The organism is Streptomyces thermocarboxydovorans (assembly GCF_039524635.1).
GTDB classification, from domain to species: Bacteria; Actinomycetota; Actinomycetes; order Streptomycetales; family Streptomycetaceae; genus Streptomyces; species Streptomyces thermocarboxydovorans.
Genome location: NZ_BAAAGU010000067.1, coordinates 1 through 18,699, shown reverse-complemented (window position 1 = coordinate 18,699; position 18,699 = coordinate 1). Strand labels below are relative to the sequence as shown.

General features: G+C 72.4%; 17 protein-coding genes and 1 pseudogene. 15 read left to right on the top strand and 3 right to left on the bottom strand.

Going from position 1 to position 18,699, the window contains the following annotated elements:
* Positions 1-50 precede the first annotated feature (50 nt).
* Together ABD198_RS26015 and ABD198_RS26010 are read left to right on the top strand one after the other, a co-directional pair.
* Positions 51-569 carry a hypothetical protein gene (locus ABD198_RS26015; protein ID WP_344006303.1) on the top strand — a complete coding sequence of 173 codons (519 nt, stop codon included), beginning with the start codon at positions 51-53 and terminating at the stop codon, positions 567-569.
* Positions 570-574: 5 nt separating this feature from the next.
* Positions 575-1,633, top strand: a complete 1,059-nt coding sequence (locus tag ABD198_RS26010; protein WP_344006301.1) for a Dyp-type peroxidase — start codon at positions 575-577, stop codon at positions 1,631-1,633.
* 74 nt (positions 1,634-1,707) lie between these two features.
* Here ABD198_RS26010 and ABD198_RS26005 read toward each other — a convergent pair whose 3' ends face one another.
* Positions 1,708-3,054, bottom strand: a complete 1,347-nt coding sequence (locus ABD198_RS26005; RefSeq protein ID WP_344006299.1) for a sensor histidine kinase — start codon at positions 3,052-3,054, stop codon at positions 1,708-1,710.
* Between the two features lie 158 nt (positions 3,055-3,212).
* Entirely contained in the window at positions 3,213-4,424 is a 1,212-nt protein-coding gene (locus tag ABD198_RS26000; RefSeq protein ID WP_344006296.1) for a sensor histidine kinase, read from the bottom strand.
* A 213-nt stretch (positions 4,425-4,637) separates the two neighbouring features.
* Here ABD198_RS26000 and ABD198_RS25995 point away from each other — a divergent pair, with 213 nt between their 5' ends.
* The 12 genes from ABD198_RS25995 to ABD198_RS25940 all read left to right on the top strand — a co-directional run bounded on the left by ABD198_RS25995 (position 4,638) and on the right by ABD198_RS25940 (position 16,588).
* Positions 4,638-5,030 carry an NADH-quinone oxidoreductase subunit A gene (locus ABD198_RS25995; protein ID WP_344006315.1) on the top strand — a complete coding sequence of 131 codons (393 nt, stop codon included), beginning with the start codon at positions 4,638-4,640 and terminating at the stop codon, positions 5,028-5,030.
* A complete protein-coding gene (locus ABD198_RS25990; RefSeq protein ID WP_344006294.1) occupies positions 5,021-5,779 on the top strand; it encodes an NADH-quinone oxidoreductase subunit B in 759 nt (252 codons plus the stop codon). Before ABD198_RS25995 ends, ABD198_RS25990 begins: the two co-directional genes overlap by 10 nt.
* A complete protein-coding gene (locus ABD198_RS25985; protein ID WP_344006292.1) occupies positions 5,776-7,344 on the top strand; it encodes an NADH-quinone oxidoreductase subunit C in 1,569 nt (522 codons plus the stop codon). The genes ABD198_RS25990 and ABD198_RS25985 overlap by 4 nt, the downstream gene beginning before the upstream one ends.
* Positions 7,341-8,309 carry a complex I subunit 1/NuoH family protein gene (locus tag ABD198_RS25980; RefSeq protein WP_344006290.1) on the top strand — a complete coding sequence of 323 codons (969 nt, stop codon included), beginning with the start codon at positions 7,341-7,343 and terminating at the stop codon, positions 8,307-8,309. The genes ABD198_RS25985 and ABD198_RS25980 overlap by 4 nt, the downstream gene beginning before the upstream one ends.
* The gene (locus tag ABD198_RS25975; protein WP_344006288.1) at positions 8,309-8,866 is read left to right on the top strand and encodes a NuoI/complex I 23 kDa subunit family protein; all 558 of its coding nucleotides are present in this window, start codon (positions 8,309-8,311) and stop codon (positions 8,864-8,866) included. Before ABD198_RS25980 ends, ABD198_RS25975 begins: the two co-directional genes overlap by 1 nt.
* Positions 8,863-9,528: an NADH-quinone oxidoreductase subunit J family protein gene (locus ABD198_RS25970; protein WP_344006286.1), complete on the top strand. Its 666-nt coding sequence runs from the start codon at positions 8,863-8,865 to the stop codon at positions 9,526-9,528. Before ABD198_RS25975 ends, ABD198_RS25970 begins: the two co-directional genes overlap by 4 nt.
* Entirely contained in the window at positions 9,528-9,935 is a 408-nt protein-coding gene (nuoK, locus tag ABD198_RS25965) for an NADH-quinone oxidoreductase subunit NuoK (protein WP_344006284.1), read from the top strand. Before ABD198_RS25970 ends, nuoK begins: the two co-directional genes overlap by 1 nt.
* Positions 9,932-11,932, top strand: coding sequence for an NADH-quinone oxidoreductase subunit 5 family protein (locus ABD198_RS25960; RefSeq protein WP_344006282.1), 2,001 nt, complete (start codon positions 9,932-9,934; stop codon positions 11,930-11,932). Before nuoK ends, ABD198_RS25960 begins: the two co-directional genes overlap by 4 nt.
* Before the next feature lie 6 nt (positions 11,933-11,938).
* A complete protein-coding gene (locus ABD198_RS25955; protein WP_344006280.1) occupies positions 11,939-13,513 on the top strand; it encodes a complex I subunit 4 family protein in 1,575 nt (524 codons plus the stop codon).
* Entirely contained in the window at positions 13,510-15,009 is a 1,500-nt protein-coding gene (locus tag ABD198_RS25950; RefSeq protein WP_344006278.1) for an NADH-quinone oxidoreductase subunit N, read from the top strand. Before ABD198_RS25955 ends, ABD198_RS25950 begins: the two co-directional genes overlap by 4 nt.
* 323 nt (positions 15,010-15,332) lie before the next feature.
* On the top strand, positions 15,333-16,196 hold the full coding sequence (gene htpX, locus ABD198_RS25945) for a zinc metalloprotease HtpX (protein WP_344006276.1): 864 nt from the start codon (positions 15,333-15,335) through the stop codon (positions 16,194-16,196).
* The gene (locus tag ABD198_RS25940) at positions 16,193-16,588 is read left to right on the top strand and encodes a YccF domain-containing protein (protein WP_344006274.1); all 396 of its coding nucleotides are present in this window, start codon (positions 16,193-16,195) and stop codon (positions 16,586-16,588) included. Before htpX ends, ABD198_RS25940 begins: the two co-directional genes overlap by 4 nt.
* Positions 16,589-16,932: 344 nt before the next feature.
* Here ABD198_RS25940 and ABD198_RS25935 read toward each other — a convergent pair whose 3' ends face one another.
* The gene (locus ABD198_RS25935; protein WP_344006272.1) at positions 16,933-18,177 is read right to left on the bottom strand and encodes an APC family permease; all 1,245 of its coding nucleotides are present in this window, start codon (positions 18,175-18,177) and stop codon (positions 16,933-16,935) included.
* A 228-nt stretch (positions 18,178-18,405) separates the two neighbouring features.
* Between ABD198_RS25935 and ABD198_RS30805 the strand changes: the two are divergent.
* A pseudogene (locus tag ABD198_RS30805) lies at positions 18,406-18,623 on the top strand (helix-turn-helix domain-containing protein); the annotation flags it as partial.
* Positions 18,624-18,699: the final 76 nt, after the last annotated feature.

Sequence of the window (18,699 nt, the reverse complement as noted above, 5' to 3'; positions counted from 1 at the left end):
TTATGCGCGGGTTGGGTATCACCGACACCTATCCCGGCGGGTGAGACGACGTGGGAAGCATCCTCAGAAATCTGCAGCGCGTGCAATGGACCCGCCTCCAGGCAGCCAGGGGGTCATCGGCACGTACCGTCCCGGCGCTGTTGTCCACGGTGGCCTGGGCCGACCGCGAGACGGCGCGACAGGCCGTGGACGAATTGGGCGACCTCGTCTGTGAACTGGGTTTCGTCGTGCAGGAGGCGGCAGCCCCGACCGTGCCGTTCCTCATCGAACTGGCCGGTGCACCCCACGTCACGTGCAAGGCGGACGTGCTCGACCTCCTGCGGAAGATCTACACGGGCAGGCAATGGAGCGCCGCATCAAAGGCCTTCTCCTCCGGGCACCGCACGCGCCTGGCCCGACAGGTGGCCTGGGAGGAAGCCGCCCGGAACGCCGTCCTGGCCGGACAGCATGTGTACGAGGGCCTCACAGCATCAGTGGATCCCGACGTGGCCCGAGCCGCCACCGATCTTTTGCGAGCCATCGCGGATGCCCAGCAGTCCGCCGGAGCCGAGAAAGGAGACGCCTCTTGAGGCGGATGAGCAGGCGTGCTGTCATCGCCGGCACGGCGGCTGTCGCCGCTACCGGAACCGGCGGGCTGATCGTTGCCGACGTCAGGGCCGAAGGGCCGTCGGCCCGGCAGCAGGGTGACAGCGCCCCGCTCCGCGGCACGGCACCCCTCCCTCACACCCGCGTGATCTCCCTCGACCTGGCGGACGGCGAACGCCGCCGCGACGCCCTGCGCGCCGCACATCGCGCCATCGCCGCGATCGACGGCGGAGAGATCGCTGCCTGGGCGGCACTGGGGGCAGGGGCCCTGGGCTCGCGGTCGGGCAGACCACGGCAGCTCGGACAGATGCCGGCATTCGCCGGCGACGTGCTGGACCCCGCCCAGTCCCACGGGGACCTTCTGCTGCAGATCACCGGGACGACGGCCCGCGTCACCCGGCAGGCGGCGGATCGGACACTGAGGGCCTTGCCCCAGTGGCGGGTGCGCTGGCGCCTGGACGGATTCCGGCCGGAGAACCGCACGGAGGACGGCAGGGGACTGGCGCGCAACCCCTTCCACTTCACCGAGGGATACGGAAACCCCGCCACGTCCACGGAAGTCGCCGAGCGTGCGATCGTCACAGCCGACCAGGACGAGCCGGCCTGGGCGGTCGGAGGCAGCTATCAGGTGATCCGCATCATCCGGCTGGCGACCGACTTCTGGGACCGTGACAGCATCCGTGAACAGGAGCGCATCATCGGCCGCCGCAGGGACGGCCGGTGGCTGGACGGCACCCCCAGCGACGAGCGGCCCGTCTTCGCCGCCGACCCGCACGGCAGAACCACGCCCCTGGACTCCCATGTCCGCAGGGCCGCCCCCGACCGGCGTCATCCGCCGCCCCTGGTCCGGCGCAGCTACAACTACCGGCGCGGCGCCGACGACCAGGGACTGATCTTCTGCTGCTTCCAGCGCGACCTGGCCAAGGGCTTCGAGGCCGTCCAGCACCGTCTGCGGGGCGAGGCCCTGGCCAAGTACACGCTCACCGTCGGCGGCGGCTACTTCTTCGTCCCGCCGCCCGGGGACGGCTGGCTCGCAGCCCTTACGTGATCAGTTGCTTCACCGGTGAGCACGGGCGCCCGGCCGGCACCAGGGCCGGGCGCCCGACCTCCGGGAAGCCACGCTCAGCGCACCCGCTCCGAGCGCCAGGGCAGTTCCGCCGTCACGCGGGTCGGGCCGCCGGCCGGGGAGTCGATCACCAGCACGCCGTCCACCGCGTCCAGGCGTTCCGCGAGGCCCGCAAGGCCGGAACCCCTGTCCGGGTCGGCCCCGCCGACCCCGTTGTCCACGACCTGCAGCATCAGCCGGTTCCCGGCCCGCCACACCTCGACGCTCGCCGCGGTCGCCCCCGAGTGCTTGCTGATGTTCTGCAGCAGCTCGGAGACGGTGAAGTAGGCGATGCCCTCGATGGCCGCGGCAGGACGCTCGTCCAGGTCGACCGTCACCTTCACCGGGACCGTGCAGCGGGAGGCCACCGAGGACAGGGCCGCGTCCAGGCCGCGGTCGGTGAGGACCGCGGGGTGGATGCCCCGGGCCAGGTCGCGCAGCTCCTGCAGCGCCGTCTTCACCTCGCCGTGCGCCTCGTCCACCATCCGCGCCGCCGTCCGCGGGTCCTCCCGCAGCTTCTCCTTCGCCAGGCCCAGATCCATGGCGAGGTTCACCAGGCGGGCCTGGGCGCCGTCGTGCAGATCGCGCTCGATGCGGCGCAGGTCGGCGGCGGCCGTGTCCACGACCACACCCCGGTCGGACTCCAGCTCCACCACCCGCGTCGCCAGCCGGGACGGCCCGAGCAGCCCGTACACCATCACCCGGTCGACCGTCGTCAGCGCCCGCACGATCCACGGCATGGCCATGGTGATCAGCAGACCCACCAGCGCCGTCACCGTGATCTCGAAGGGGTTGTCCAGATAGACCGTGTGCTGGTCGTCGCCGTAGAGCTGGATGCCGCCCTGCCCGGCGTACAGCGGGAACACCCAGAACCACAGGGGGTAGGTCAGCAGCGTCCACCCCATCGACCAGACGACGACCGCGACGGTGAAGGCGAAGATCGCCCACGGCATGTGCAGCACCGCGTACAGCAGGGCCCGCCACGACGCCCCGCTCTTGAGCACCGCGCCGATCCACGCCGTGAAGCCCTGCCGCTTCATCCGCAGCGGCTCCGGCTCACCGACCTCCAGATCCAGCAGGCCCCGCGCCCGCGCCCGCTCCAGCGCCCCGAGGCCCCGGCAGCCGGCCAGCGCCGCGGCCAGCACCGGCACCCCGAGGAACGTCACCAGCAGACCGGCGCCGAGCGACACCATGGTGACCGCGTAGGAGAACAGCAGCACGCTGATCGGCAGACTCAGCAGCACATAACCCAGCTCGCGCCAGGTACGTCCCTCGACCGGCGCCCGCAGCGCGGCCGGCAGCCGGTGCCGGCCGCCCGGCGCCTCGGCGTCGAGTCCGTAGCCCGCTTGGTAGTCCGTGGCCATCGGCGTCGTCCTCACTCCTCTTCCGGCGGCTGTGCTGTCGTAGCTTCAGCCTGCTCCGGCGCAGGTCGCGGGGCCATGGAGTCCGTCGCAGTCTTGGAGCGGGGGTTAACCCCACCCCATGGGACAGTTCCGCCCGTGCTGCTTCCGTACGGCCGTGCTCAGTTCCTCTCCCGGTCCCGCCACGGGAGCTCCGCCGTGACCGTCGTGCCGCCGCCCTCCGGCGACTCCAGGACGAACAGCCCGTCCACCGCGTCCAGCCGCTCCGCGAGCCCCCGCATGCCCGTACCGGCGTCGAGGCGCGCACCGCCCCTGCCGTCGTCCTGCACCTGTATGAACAGCCGGGTCCGGGAGCGCCACACATCGACCGAGGCGGACCGGGCCCCGCTGTGCTTGCTGACGTTCTGCAGCAGCTCGGAGACGGTGAAGTAGGCGATGCCCTCGATGGCCGCGGCAGGACGCTCGTCCAGGTCGACCGTCACCTTCACCGGGACCGTGCAGCGGGAGGCCACCGAGGACAGGGCCGCGTCCAGGCCGCGGTCGGTGAGGACCGCCGGATGGATGCCCCGGGCCAGGTCGCGCAGCTCCTGCAGCGCCAGCTTCACCTCGCCGTGCGCCTCCTCGACCATCGCCGCCGCCGCGTCGGGGTCCTCCAGCAGCTTCTCCTTGGCCAGACCGAGGCCCATGGCCAGGTTCACCAGGCGGGCCTGGGCGCCGTCGTGCAGATCGCGCTCGATGCGGCGCAGGTCGGCGGCGGCCGTGTCCACGACCACGCCCCGGTCGGACTCCAGCTCGGCGATCCGCCGCTCCAGTTCGTCCGAGGGCGACAGCAGGCCGCGCACCATTGCCCGGTCGGCGTTGGCCAGCACCCGCGCGACGAACGGCAGCACCGGCCACAGCACGAACAGCGAGGTCAGCGTGACGGCGAAGGTGAGCACACCCCACGGCAGCCGGATGAACTCGTACAGCACCGCACGCCAGCCCACCGGGTCCTTCACCGCCAGCCACAGCCGCGGCCAGAACCCGCCCGAGCCGTGCAGCGGCAGCCGGCTCGGCTCGTCCACGTGCACGCCGAGCAGCAGCCGGGCCCGCGTCCGCTCGAAGCTGCCCAGCAGCCGCGCCCCCAGCAGGCCGATCGCCAGCAGCGGGAAGCCGATCACCGTCACGGTCAGCCCGAGACCGGTGAGCATCACCGTCACCACATAGGTGAAGCCGACCAGCGAGCACGGGAGGTTCGCCAGCAGGTGGGCGATCTCCTTCCAGGTGTGCCAGTCGTAGGCGAGGCGGAGCGGCGGCGGACGATCGCCGGGGTCGGCCGGCGCCGGGACCGCAGTGCCCGCGGACGGGTCCCGGAGCGGGATGCGTTCGGTCATGCACATCAGCCTGCCCGGCGCCAGGGGCTCCGCGCCATGAGGCCGCCCGCCGAGATCCCCTGAGGAAAACCCCACCCCGGGCATGCCGCAGGGCGACGGGGCTGCTTACCGTGCCTTTATCAGGGCCTAGACTCGCTGCGTACAGACCGTCGAACAACTGCGTTCACCAGGCACGGACCAGGGACACCAGAGCGGGAGTGAGGGGCGGACGTGCTGGATGCCACCGTCGTCGTCGCGGCGGACTACTTCCAGGCCTACTCGGTCGTCGGGCTGCTCGCCGTCATCGGCGTGCTGTTCGTCGCCGTGGCCTTCGGCGCGGGACGCCTGCTGCGGCCCGTGGTCCCCACCCCCGAGAAGCTGCTGACCTACGAATGCGGCGTCGACCCCGTCGGTGAGGGCTGGGCCCACACCCAGGTCCGCTACTACGTCTACGCCTTCCTCTACGTGATCTTCGCCGTCGACTCGATCTTCCTCTTCCCCTGGGCGACCGTCTTCGCCGCCGACGGCTACGGCGGGACCACCCTGGTGGAGATGTTCATCTTCCTCGGCTTCCTCGCCGTGGGCCTGCTCTACGCATACAAGAAGGGCGTCCTGACATGGACGTGACCCCGGAGCCCGTACTGCTGCCCGAGCCGAAGCGGCTGGGCGCCCTGGCGCGCCTGGCCCCGGAGCCGATGAAGGTGGTCCTCAACTGGGGCCGCCGCTACTCGCTCTGGGTCTTCAACTTCGGGCTCGCCTGCTGCGCGATCGAGTTCATCGCCGCGTCGATGGCCCGCCACGACTTCATCCGCCTCGGCGTGATCCCCTTCGCGCCGGGCCCGCGCCAGGCCGACCTGATGGTCGTCTCCGGCACGGTCACGGACAAGATGGCCCCGGCGGTCAAGCGCCTCTACGAGCAGATGCCCGAGCCGAAGTACGTCATCTCCTTCGGCGCCTGCAGCAACTGCGGCGGCCCCTACTGGGACTCCTACTCCGTCACCAAGGGCGTCGACCAGATCATCCCGGTCGACGTCTACGTCCCCGGCTGCCCGCCCCGGCCCGAGGCGCTGCTCCAGGGCATCCTCAAGCTGCAGGAGAAGATCGCCCGGGAGTCGCTGGGGGAGCGGTACGAGACGACGGCGGCCGGCCGTCCTTCGGCTGCGGCGCTGCGGAGCGGGCTGGTGCAGCCGCCGGCGGCGGGGGAGCCGGCGAAGCCGGCCGGTGCGTCCGGTGACTCCGCGAGCGGTCCGTCCGGTGCGTCCGGTGGTGACTCCGTGAGCGGTCCGTCCGGTGCGTCCGGTGGTGACTCCGTGAGCGGTCCGTCCGGTGTGTCCGGTGGGGGCGACGGCGACGCGGGTGAGGGGGAGACGCGATGACCGTGGTCGGCTGGCTCCCGGCGGAGACCGAGGAGCTGTTCGGTGCTCAGGCCACGGCGGAGGAGTCGTACGACGTCCTGACCGTCGACGTGCCGCCCGCCGACTGGATCACCGCGCTGGAGACCGCCCGTGACCTCCTCGGCTGCACGTACTTCGACTGGCTCAGCGCGGTCGACGAACCGGGCACGGGCATCCGCGTGGCCGCCCATGTCGCCGCCCTGGCACCCGTGCGGCGCCTGCTGATCCGCACCACCGTCCCGCACGAGGACCCGAGCCTGCCCACCGCCGTCGGCGTCTACGCGGGCGCCGCCTGGCACGAGCGGGAGACGCACGAGATGTTCGGCGTGGTCTTCACCGGCCACCCGTCCCTCGACCACCTGCTCCTCCCCGAAGGCTTCGAGGGCCACCCCCTGCGCAAGGACTTCGTCCTGGCGGCCCGGGTCGCCAAGGCCTGGCCGGGCGCCAAGGAGCCCGGTGAGTCCGAGCACGGCGGACCCAAGCGCCGCCAGATGCTGCCGCCCGGCGTCCCCGACCCGAACGAGTGGGGCCCGCTCAAGGGCACCCTTCCGCCCGCCCCGGCCCGCCCGGCGCGCGGTGCGGGCAGGGCGGCGGCGGGCGCCCGCGCCGCGGGCGAACGCCCGGTGCGCCGTACCCGATCGGCGTCGGAGGGCTCCGCCTCGCAGGCCGCGGGCACGACGGGCGCGAGTGAACCGGCGTCCGCGCCGCCGCGCCGGATGCGCTCGGCCTCGCAGGGCCCGGTCAGCCAGACGGCCGGCGGTGCCGGTGGCGCCCCGGACGCGGCCGCACCCGCCGAGCCGGCGGCCCGTCCGCCGCGCCGTGCGCGCAGCGCGAGCGAGGGTTCCGCCTCGCGGCGAGCCGGTGCGCAGGGAACCTCCGCTGGGCCGCGCCGCACCCGGAGCGCGTCCGAAGGCTCCGCGAGCCAGCGGGCCGAGGCGCCGGAGGACGCCCGGGAGACGGGCGAGACGCCCGAGGCCACCCAGGGGACGGGCAGCGAATCGTCCGCCGCGCCCCGGGCCGACCGGCCTGCCCGCAAGCCTTCAATCCCGCCCCGCAGCCCCGACGCCCCCTGGCACCAGCCCCGTCCGGCTTACGAGGAGCCGGAGTCCGGGCCGGAGCCCGGGACGCGTGCCGGGACCGGCGACGGCGACGAAGGTCAGCCCGCCGGCACGAACACCGAGGCAGGCGCCGAGACGGACACGGCAGACAAGAAGCAGACGGCAGCCGGGAGGGACACCGGCGCGCCCCGCGAGCAGTCCCGCAAGCCCGACGCCGCTCCCGCTCCCGCTCCCGAGCAGTCCGACTCCACCCCGGAGCCGGATTCCACCCCGCAGTCGGATTCCGCCCCGGAGTCCGGTTCCGCTACCGGGCCCGACTCCGCGCCCGAGCAATTCGATTCGGCCCCGGAGCCCGACTCCACCGCCAAGCGGTCGGACCGCGCCCCGGAGTCCGACTCCACCCCCGAGCAGTCGGTCCCCGCCCCGGACCCCGCCCCGGACCCCGACCCCGACCGCACCCCCGACGACCCCGCAGGAGGCCCGCAGTGAACGACGTGCTCGACGTCACCCTGCGACTCCTGCTCGTCTTCGTCGTCTTCCTCACCTTCCCTCTGATCGTCGGTCAGACCGAGCACAAGGTGATGGCGCACATGCAGGGCCGCGTCGGCCCCATGTACGCCGGCGGCTTCCACGGCTGGGCCCAGCTCATCGCGGACGGGGTGAAGTTCGCGCAGAAGGAGGACGTCGTCCCGGCCGGCGCGGACCGCCGGGTGTTCCAGCTCGCCCCGGCCGTCGCCCTGCTGCCCTACCTCCTCGTCCTGCTCGCCATCCCGATCGGCCCCGGCGAGGGTGCCGTCGGGCAGGTGCTGGACGCGGGCGTGTTCTTCGTGCTGGCCGTCATGGGCGTCGGCGTCCTCGGCTCGCTGATGGCCGGCTGGGCGTCGGCCAACAAATTTTCCCTCCTCGGCGGTCTGCGCACCGCCGCCCAGCTGCTCGCCTACGAGCTGCCGATGCTGCTCGCCGCCGCCTCGGTGGCGATGGCGGCCGGCACCGTGTCGCTGGTCGGCATCCTCGACGCCTTCGAGTGGTGGTGGCTGCCCTGGCAGATCACCGGAGCGCTCGTCTTCTTCATCGCGGGGCTGGCGGAGCTCCAGCGGCCGCCGTTCGACATGCCCGTCGCCGACTCGGAGATCATCTTCGGTGCCTACACCGAGTACACGGGCCTGCGCTTCGCCCTGTTCCTGCTCGCCGAGTACGCCGGGATCGTCGTGCTGTGCGGGCTGACCACCGTCCTGTTCCTCGGCGGCTGGCACGGACCCTGGGGCGCCGACGGACTCGGCTGGGTGTGGACCCTGCTGAAGACCGCCGTGCTCGCCTTCGTCGTCATCTGGCTCCGCGTCACCTACCCGCGCCTGCGCGAGGACCAGCTGCAGAAGTTCTCCTGGACCCTCCTCGTGCCCCTCGCCCTCGCCCAGATCGCCCTCACCGGCATCGTCAAGGTGGTGTTCCTGTAATGGCCCCGATCCCCGGCTCCGGCCTGGCCAAGGGCCTGGCCGTCACCCTGCGGACGATGACGAAGAAGTCCGTCACCGACCAGTACCCGGAGGCCCAGCCCGAGCTGCCGCCCCGCACCCGCGGTGTGATCGGACTGTTCGAGGAGAACTGCACGGTCTGCATGCTGTGCGCCCGCGAGTGCCCGGACTGGTGCATCTACATCGACTCCCACAAGGAGACGATCCCGGCGGCGACCCCGGGCGGCCGCGAGCGCAGCCGCAACGTCCTGGACCGCTTCGCCATCGACTTCTCCCTCTGCATGTACTGCGGTATCTGCATCGAGGTCTGCCCCTTCGACGCGCTGTTCTGGTCCCCGGAGTTCGAGTACGCCGAGACCGACATCCGCGACCTCACCCACGAGCGCGACAAGCTCCGCGAGTGGATGTGGACGGTCCCCGCGCCGCCGGCCCTCGACCCCGGCGCCGAGGAGCCGAAGGAGCTCGCCGCGGCCCGCAAGACCGCCGACAAGCTGGCCCAGCGGCAGGCCGGACAGTCACGGCAGGAGGAGCGGGAATGACGCTCGCAGCGACCGCCGCCGGCCTCGCGCCCGGCACCGCACACCTGGCCGCCGAGACCCAGGGCTTCCTCTCGCCCACCGGGGTGGAGATCGCCTTCCTCCTCGTCGGACTGGTCACCCTCGGCGCCGCCGTCGTCACCGTCACCACCCGGCAGCTGGTGCACGCCGCCCTGTGGCTGGTGGTGGCCCTCGGCGGCCTCGCCGTCGAGTACCTGCTGCTCACCGCCGAGTTCATCGCCTGGGTGCAGGTCCTCATCTACGTCGGTTCCGTCGTCGTGCTCCTCCTGTTCGGTCTGATGCTCACCCGCGCCCCCATCGGCCGCTCCCCGGACGCCGACTCGGGCAACCGCTGGGCAGCCCTGGCGGTGGCCGTCGCCGCCGCGGCGGCCCTCGTCTGGGTCGTGGCCGACGCCTTCCGCGCCACCTGGATCGACCTGGACGGCGCCCCCTCCGGAACCACCGAGGTGACCGGCGCGAGCCTCTTCCAGCACTGGGTCCTCCCCTTCGAGGCCCTCTCCGTCCTCCTCCTGGCGGCCCTGGTCGGCGCGATCGTCCTGTCCCGCAAGGCGAAGGCGGGGTCCCAGGCAGACGCCGGGTCCCAGGCGGACGCGGGGGCCCAGGCGGACGCGGCGTCCCTGGCAGACAAGGAAGGTGACCGCTGATGCACCTCGCCTATCCGGCCGTCCTGTCCGTCCTCCTCTTCTGCACCGGCTTGTACGGGGTCCTCGCCCGGCGCAACGCGATCCTGGTGCTGATGTCGGTCGAGCTGATGCTCAACGCCGTCAACCTCAACCTGGTCGCCTTCGACGCCTGGCTCAGCCGCGCCGCCCGGGACACACTGCACTCCGGTCAGGCGCTGACCCTGTTCACCATCGCCATCGCCGCCGCCGAGATCGGCATCGGCCTGGCGATCGTCCTCGCCGTGTACCGCAACCGCGGCACGGCGCACATCGACAAACTCCGCGACACCGCCGAGGGCCATGAGCCCGACGGCCCCGGCGGCGACGCCCACGGCAGTGACGCCTCCGCGATCCCGGCGGCCGGCGAGAAGGCTGAGGCCACAGCGTGACCACGACCACCCTCGCCGTCCTCGTCCCCCTCCTTCCGTTCCTCGGCGCGATCGCCGGACTCCTCGTGGGCCGCACCGCGCCCGGTTTCGTCCGCCCGCTGGCCGTGCTGCCGACGCTCGCCTCCCTCGCCCTGGCCGCGACCGTCGCCGCCCGCCAAGGCGGTGACCGGGCCGTGGAGGCGGCCACCGAACTCACGCCCACCGGCTCGGTGCCGATCGAGCTCGCCCTGTTCGTCGACGGCTTCGCCGCCCTGACGGCCGTCCTGGTCGGCGTCGTCGCCAGCTGTGTGCAGATCTACTCCACGGGCTATCTGCGCGACGGCCCGCGCTACCCGTCCTACGCCGCCCTGGTCTCCCTGTTCACCTCCGCGATGCTGCTGGTCGTCTACTCGGGCGACCTGATGGTGCTGCTGGTCGGCTGGGAAGTCATGGGCATCTGCTCCTACTTCCTGGTCGGCCACTACTGGGAGACCCCCGAGGCACGCGCCGCCTCCCTCAAGGCCTTCCTGGTCACCAAGCTCGGCGACGTCCCCTTCCTCATCGGCCTGTTCGCGCTGGCCGCCGACGCCGGGTCGTTCCGCATCACCCGGATCCTCGGCGCCGTCGCCAACGGGGACATCGCGCACCCCACGCTGATCGCCCTGCTGCTCCTGGCGGGCGTGGCGGGCAAGTCGGCGCAGTTCCCGCTGCACACCTGGCTGCCCGACGCGATGGCGGGCCCGACGCCCGTCTCCGCGCTGATCCACGCCGCGACGATGGTCGCCGCCGGTGTCTACTTCATCGCCCGTCTCCTCCCGCTGTTCGAGGCCTCCCAGGCCGCGATGACCGTCCTCGCCGTGATGGCGGCCGTGACCATGACCGGCTCGGCGCTCGCCGCGCTGGCCCAGGACGACATCAAGCGCGTCCTCGCCTACTCGACGATCGGCCAGCTCGGCTACATGACCGGCGCGCTCGCCGTCGCCGACCGCGGTGCCGCCGTCTTCCACCTCCTGTCCCACGGCGCCTTCAAGGCGCTGCTGTTCCTCGCCGCCGGCGTGATCATCCACGCCGCCGGCACCAACTCGCTCGCCGCCATGTCCCGCATGAGCGGGCTGCGCGACCGCGTCCCGGACGCCTACTGGACGATGACCGTCGCGCTGCTCGCGCTCGCCGCGATCCCGCCGTTCGCCGGCTTCTTCTCCAAGGAGGCCGTCCTCGGCGTCGCCGAACACGTGGTCACCGGCACCGGCGACACCGGCCGGGCCCCCGCCGCCGCGGGCTGGATCGTCCTGCTCGCCGGCCTCGTCACCGCGCTGCTCACCGCCGCGTACGCGATGCGCCTGTGGCTGCTGGCGTTCCGCGGCCACGGCGCCGAGGCCCCCGACCACGGCCGGCAGCCGCTCACCATGACCACCGTGCTCTGGGTGCTCGCGGTGCCCTCGATCGCCCTGGGCGGCCTCGCCTTCCGGACGCTGCCCGACTGGTTCGACGGCCACGACCTCGGCCCGACCCTCACCACCTCCGTGCTCGGCACGGGCCTGGCCGTGGCCGGCGGCATCGTCACCTACGCCGCCTGGCGGCACACCAGCGCCAAAGCCGCCGGCGTCCCGCTCGGCGCCGTCGCCGCGCACCCGCAGGGCGACGCCGCCCGGGTCGAGGCCGAGGCCATCGCCACCCACGAGCCCGCCTACGGGGACGTGGCCCACGCACCCGACCCGGCCGACCCCGGCCGGCTCCTGCTGGGCCCGCTCCACCGGCACGCGGCCGTCGGCTTCCACCTCGACGCCGTGTACTCGGCCCTCTTCGTCCGCCCCGTCCGGGCCGGCGCGAGCCTGGTGTCCTTCCTCGACCGCGAGGTCGTGGAGACCTACGTACGCGGCGCGGGTGCCCTGCCCCGCTGGCTCGGCGCCGCCGTGCGCGGGGCCCAGACCGGCAATGTGCAGACCTATGTGAGCGCGCTGTTCGCCGGCACCGTCGTGCTCGCGGTGGCCGTCGTCCTCGTCGCCACGGGAGCGTGAGCAGGCGTGATCGATATCAGCGAGTCCGTGATGCAGTTCCTTCTGGCGTTCACCGTCGTCGCCCCGCTCCTCGGGGCCGCCGCGGCCCTGCTGCCCGCCCCGCCCGGGCTGAAGGGGAAGTCACCCGAGCAGGCCGTGCTGCGCCACGGCGTCACCGTGACCGGCGCCGTCCTCATCGCGGTGATCGTCCTCGCGCTGGGCTTCGACCACGACCAGCCGTCGAAGATGCAGGCCACCACCGACATCAGCTGGATCCCCGCACTCGACGTGCGGATCCACCTCGGCACCGACGGCATCTCCCTCCCCCTTCTGGTCCTGACCGCGCTGCTGACCTTCCTCTGCGCGCTCTACTCGTACTTCAAGCCGCCCGCGGGACCCGCCCCGAAGGCCTTCGTCGCGCTGGTGCTCGTCCTCGAGTCCGGCACCCTCGCGACCTTCGCCGTCCTCGACCTGATCCTGTTCTTCCTCGCCTTCGAGATGGTCCTGATCCCGATGTACTTCCTCATCGCCCGCTGGGGCGGCGAGGGCCGGGCCGAGGCCGCCTGGAGGTTCGTCCTCTACACGCTGCTCGGCTCCGTGGTCATGCTGCTGGGCCTGCTCCTGATCGGAATCAAGGCGGGCACGTTCGACATGGTGGCACTCGCCACTGACAACGGCCGGTCACTGACCACATCCGTGCAGGTCATCGCCGTACTGGCGATCGGGCTCGGGCTCGCCGTCAAGACCCCGATGTGGCCGCTGCACAGCTGGCTGCCCGACGCGCACACCGCCGCGCCGACCGTCGGCTCGGTGCTGCTGGCCGGCGTCCTGCTGAAGATGGGCACCTACGGATTCGTCCGCATCCTGCTCCCCGCCGCACCCGACGGCTTCCGCACCTTCGCCCCGTACCTGGCGGCCTTCGCCGTCGTCGGCATCATCTACGGATCCCTGGCCTGCCTCGCCCTCGCCAGGCGCGGCGCCAACGGCGACCTCAAGCGCCTGATCGCCTACTCCTCCGTCGGCCACATGGGCTTCGTGCTGCTCGGCATCGCCACCATGACCCCGACCGGCGTCAACGGCGCCCTGTTCGCCAACATCGCCCACGGCCTCATCACCGGCCTGCTGTTCTTCCTGGTCGGCGGCCTGAAGGAGCGCACCGGCAGCACCGATCTCGACACCCTCGCCGAGGAGACCGGCGCCGCCCTCTACGGCAAGGCCCCCCGCCTCGGCGGACTGCTCGCCTTCGGCGCCGTCGCCTCCCTCGGACTGCCCGGACTCGCCGGGTTCTGGGGCGAGATGCTCGCCCTGTTCGGCGCCTTCGACCCCGCCGAGGGCCTCAGCCGCCCCGCCTTCCTCACCTTCATGGCGATCGGCGCCTTCGGCACCCTGCTGACCGCCGCCTACCTGCTGGTCGTGGTCCGCCGGGTCTGCATGGGCGCCGCCCCCGATGAGGCCCCGAAACTCACCGACGTGCGCGGCTACGAGTTCGCGGCCTGGACCCCGCTCGTCGTCCTCACCGTCGTCGCCGGGCTGTGGCCCAGGGCCCTCCTCGGGCTGACCGACCCGGCCGTGCAGCAGCTCCTCGCAGGAGGCACCCGATGAGCTCCCTCGTCCAGTCCGTCGACTGGCTGGCCATCGCCCCGCCCACCATCGCCGCGGTCGTCGGACTCGCCGTCCTGGTCGCCGACCTGTTCGTTGCCGAGTCGCGCAAGCCGCTGCTCGGCCGGCTGGCCGTGGCCGGGCTCGCCGCCGCCACCCTCATGCTGCTGCCCCTCCTCGACGCCGACCGCGGCACCTTCTGCCTGGTCGGCGACCCGGGCGTGTGCAGCTACACCGCCGACCGGTTCACCCTCGTCATCCAGTTCCTGGTGCTCGGCGGCGCCCTCCTCGCCGCGCTCCTGTCGGTCACCGCCCTCAAGGACGAGAACCGGCGCCTCCCCGAGGGCGAGTACTGGTTCCTCCTCCTCTCCTCCGCCGCCGGCGCCGCCCTGCTGCCCGCCTCCCGGGACCTCGCGACCCTCGTCGTCGCCCTGGAGGTCGCCTCCCTGCCCGCGTTCGCCCTGGTCGGCCTCCGCCACGGCGACCGCAAGTCGTCCGAGGCGGCCCTGAAGTTCTTCCTCTCCTCCGTCACCGCCACCGCGGTCACCCTGCTCGGCATCAGCTTCGTCTACGCCGCCACCGGCACCCTCCACCTCACCCTGGTGGCCGAGCGCATCCAGGACGCCGGCGGCCAGCTGGGGACCCTCACCCAGACCGGCGTCGTCCTCACCCTGATCGGCTTCGCCTTCAAGACCGCCGCCGTCCCCTTCCACTTCTGGGTGCCCGACACCTACGTCGGCGCCCCCCTCCCCATCGCCGCCTACCTGTCCGTCATCGGCAAGGCGGTCGGCTTCTCCGGCCTGATCCTCGTCACCGTCGTCGCCTTCCCCTCCTACGCCGACGTCTGGGGCCCGGCCCTCGCCGTGCTGGCCGCGCTCACCATGACCGCCGGCAACGTCGGCGCCCTCCGCCAGCAGGCCACCCGCGCCCACAGCGCGGTACGCCTGCTCGCCTGGTCCTCCGTCGGCCAGGCCGGCTACCTCCTGGTGCCGATCGCCGCCGCCGGGTACGCCGCCGACCCCGACCGGGCGATCGGCTCCACCCTCGCCTACGCGCTGATGTACGGCGCGGTGAACCTCGGCGCCTTCGCGGTCGCCGCCGTCGTCGGCCGCACCCAGCCCCTCAACCGTGTCTCCGACTACCGCGGCCTGTACGCCGCCAGCCCTCTCACCGCGCTCCTGCTCGCCTTCTTCCTGCTCTGCCTCGCCGGACTCCCGCCGGGCATCGTCGGCCTGTTCGCCAAGGTCACCGTGTTCTCCGCCGCCGTGGACGCGGGACTGGGCTGGCTGGCCGTCGTCATGGCCGTCAACGTCGTGATCGCCCTGGTCTACTACCTCAAGTGGACGGCCCTGCTGTTCCGCGCCCCCGAGGGCGCACCGGCCGCGCACCGCCTCCCGGCACCGCTCACCGCCGCGCTCGCTGTCACCGGCGTCCTCGGCATCGCCCTGTCCGGCGCGCCCCAGCTGATCCTCCGCTTCACCGACACGGGCCTGTTCTGACCGGCCCCTGCCCCCGTCCCGGCCGGCTCGTCGCGCCGTCGTTCGGACCGGCGCACCGCGTCTCCGGCCGGCCCGTTCCGCGCGCCCGTACGCGCACTCGCGAGCGCCCTCGCGCGTGCCCTCACGCCTGCGGAACGGGCCTTCGTCACCCGGTCGGTTGACACGCGCCACCCCGCGCACAAGGGAACTAGTCCAGTTCGCCTGGCGTTGACCGGTACGGGAGGGTCCACTGGACGTGACACCACTACGACCAGTGGCAGCGCCGATCACAAGGAAGATCAGCCAGCAAGGGTTCCCCTGCCGCACGACTTGGAGGGTGTACCGTGCACCGCCGGCACAACGGGCTCAGGACTGCGGTCCTCCTCGGAAGCCTGTCCGCACTGATCATCGTCATCGGCAGCTTCTTCGGCCGCGCGGGGCTCGTCATCGCCGTCCTGGTCGCCCTCGGCACCAACGCCTACGCGTACTGGAACAGCGACAAGCTGGCCCTGCGCGCCATGCGGGCCCGCCCGGTCAGCGAGTTCGAGGCCCCGGGGCTGTACCGCATGGTCCGCGAGCTCTCCACGCAGGCCCGCCAGCCCATGCCCCGGCTCTACATCTCCCCGACGGAGGCGCCCAACGCCTTCGCCACCGGTCGCAATCCGCGCAACGCCGCAGTCTGCTGCACCGAGGGCATTCTGCGCCTGCTCGACGAGCGGGAGCTGCGCGGTGTCATCGGCCATGAGCTCAGCCACGTCTACAACCGGGACATCCTGATCTCCTCGGTCGCCGGAGCCCTCGCCTCCGTGATCATGTTCCTGGTCAACTTCGCCTGGCTGATCCCCATCGGCCGTTCCGACGACGACGACGGCCCCGGCCTGCTCGGCATGCTGCTGATCATGATCCTGGGACCGCTTGCCGCCACCCTGATCCAGCTGGCCATCAGCCGCTCCCGCGAGTACGAGGCGGACGCCTCCGGCTCCCAGCTCACCGGCGACCCGCTCGCCCTCGCGAGCGCGCTCCGCAAGCTGGAGCTCGGCACCAAGCAGCTCCCGCTGCCTCCCGAGCCCCGCATCGAGACGGCCAGCCACATGATGATCGCCAACCCGTTCCGCCCTGGCCAGGGGATGTCGAAGCTCTTCTCCACCCACCCGCCCATGGCAGAACGCATCGCCCGACTCGAAAAGATGGCAGGTGGCCCGCGGTGAAGACCATCCTCAACATCATCTGGCTCATACTGAGCGGCCTCTGGCTGTTCCTCGGCTACATGCTCGCCGGCGTGCTGCTCTGTATCACCATCATCGGCATCCCGTTCGGCATAGCCGCCTTCCGCATCGGCGTCTACGCCCTGTGGCCCTTCGGCTACACCACGGTCGAACGCCGGGACGCCGGCGCCGGCTCCGTCATCGGCAACGTCCTGTGGCTGATCCTCGCCGGCTGGTGGCTGGCCCTCGGCCACATCTTCACCGGCCTGGCCCTGTGCCTGACGATCATCGGCATCCCGCTCGGCATCGCCAACTTCAAGCTGATCCCGGTGTCCCTGCTGCCGATGGGCCGCGACATCGTCCGCACGGACCAGGCGTTCGCGGCGGGGCGGTAGGCGGAGGGGGGCTGCATTGGCCGGGGGCGTTGCGGCCGATCCGGGGTCTGTCCCCGAGCCCCTGCTTCCTTTCGCCTCCGCCTGGCCGGCGCCCGCAGTCACATAGGTGCCGCCCGGAGTTCGTCTAGGTGCCGCCCGGAGTTCGTCCCCGGCCCCCGCGGCAGCCTGCCGTCTCCACCGCAGGCGCTCCGCACGCAGCGGCCCGTCCCCGAGTTCGTCCTTGGCCCTTCTGCCCTGCCCTGCCCAGCCTTGCCGCCCCCCGGCAATCCGCAACGAGGCCACTGCCTACCCGGACTCCGTTCCCGACCGCCCGGGCCTCACCGCCCGACCCACTACCGCCACCGTCACCGCCACCGCCATCGCCGCAGCCCGTAGGCGACCACGCCCACCGCCAGTACTCCCGCCCCCACCACGACCGACAGCACCGGCAGGGAGAACGCCAGCAGCAGGCACCCGGCCAGCCCCACCGCCGGCAGCAGCCGCGCCGTCGGCCGCGAATCCAGCGTCCACGCCGACGCGTTGGCCACCGCGTAGTAGAGCAGCACGCCGAAGGACGAGAACCCGATCGCGCCCCGCAGGTCCACCGTGGCGGCGAGCACGGCAACGACCGCCCCCACGGCCGGCTCCGCCCGGTGCGGCACCTGGAAGCGCGGATGGACGGCGCTCAGAGCCACCGGCAGATGCCGGTCCCGGGCCATCGCCAGCACCGTCCGCGACACCCCCAGGATCAGCGCCAGCAGCGACCCCAGCGCGGCCACCGCCGCACCCACCCGCACCACCGGCGCTGCCTCCGGCAGCCCCGCCGCCCGCACCGCCTCCGCCAGCGGCGCCGCGGCCTCCCCGAGCTCCCGCGCACCCAGTACCGAGAGCACAGCCGCCGCGACCGCCGCATACACCACCAGCGCGATCCCGAGAGCCAGCGGCACCGCCCGCGGGATGGTGCGCTCCGGGTCCCGCACCTCCTCACCGAGCGTCGCGATCCGCGCGTACCCCGCGAAGGCGAAGAACAGCAGCCCGGCCGCCTGAAGCACCCCACCCGCACCAGCATCCGATGCCAGACCCAGCTCCCCGGCATCGGCCCGCCCGGAGACCAGGCACACGACCACCACCCCGGCGAGCACCGCCAGCACCACCGCCACGATCGCCCGCGTCAGCCAGGCCGACTTCTTCACCCCGCCGTAGTTCACCGCCGTCAGCGCCACCACCGCGGCGACCGCCACCGCCTGCGCCTGACCGGGCCACACATACGAGCCCACGGTGAGCGCCATCGCCGCGCAGGAGGCCGTCTTGCCGACCACGAACGCCCAGCCCGCCAGGTAGCCCCAGAACTCGCCGAGCCGCTCCCGCCCGTACACATACGTGCCGCCCGAAGCCGGATACCGGGCGGCGAGGCGCGCCGACGACATGGCGTTGCAGTACGCGACCACGGCAGCGAGCGCGAGCCCGAGCAGTAGTCCCGTACCGGCGGCCCGGGCGGCCGGCGCCAGAGCGGCGAAGATCCCGGCGCCCAGCATGGAGCCGAGCCCGATGACCACGGCGTCGCCGAGCCCGAGAGTGCGGCGCAGTTCCGCGCCGGAGCGTCCCGTCATGAACCGGCACCCTACTGATCAGCGCAACCACCGCGCGTCCCGCCGACGTCCTGCACACCAACACCGCACGAAGGTGGGTCTCCCGGGTCGTCGGGGCCCACCCTTCGGTTCATCTGAGGCCGGGCGCCGGGTGTGCCCCTGTCTTGCGTCTGTTTCGTTCGCCCCGGGCGCCCGGGTGTCGGGACCTACCATCGGAGTACAGCAGCCTGCAAACGCACTGGGGTGATCGTGAGCAACTGGGCCGACCTTACGAACGGGCAGCGCATCAAGCACCTACGGGGCTCCGATCTGACACAGCAGGGACTCGCGGATGCCGCAGGGGTTTCCCTCGCCCTGGTGCAGAAGGCCGAGCAGGACCGCGGAGAGTTGTCGGTGGGTTCACTGCTCAAATTCGCCCACGCGCGAACACGGACGTATCCGTGATTCTGGGCCAGCAAGCACCGCGCGATGACCCCGTGATGACGGCGCTGCTGGAATCCACGCTGTCGTGGATCTACCTGCGCGGCGCCAAGCTGCCGCGCG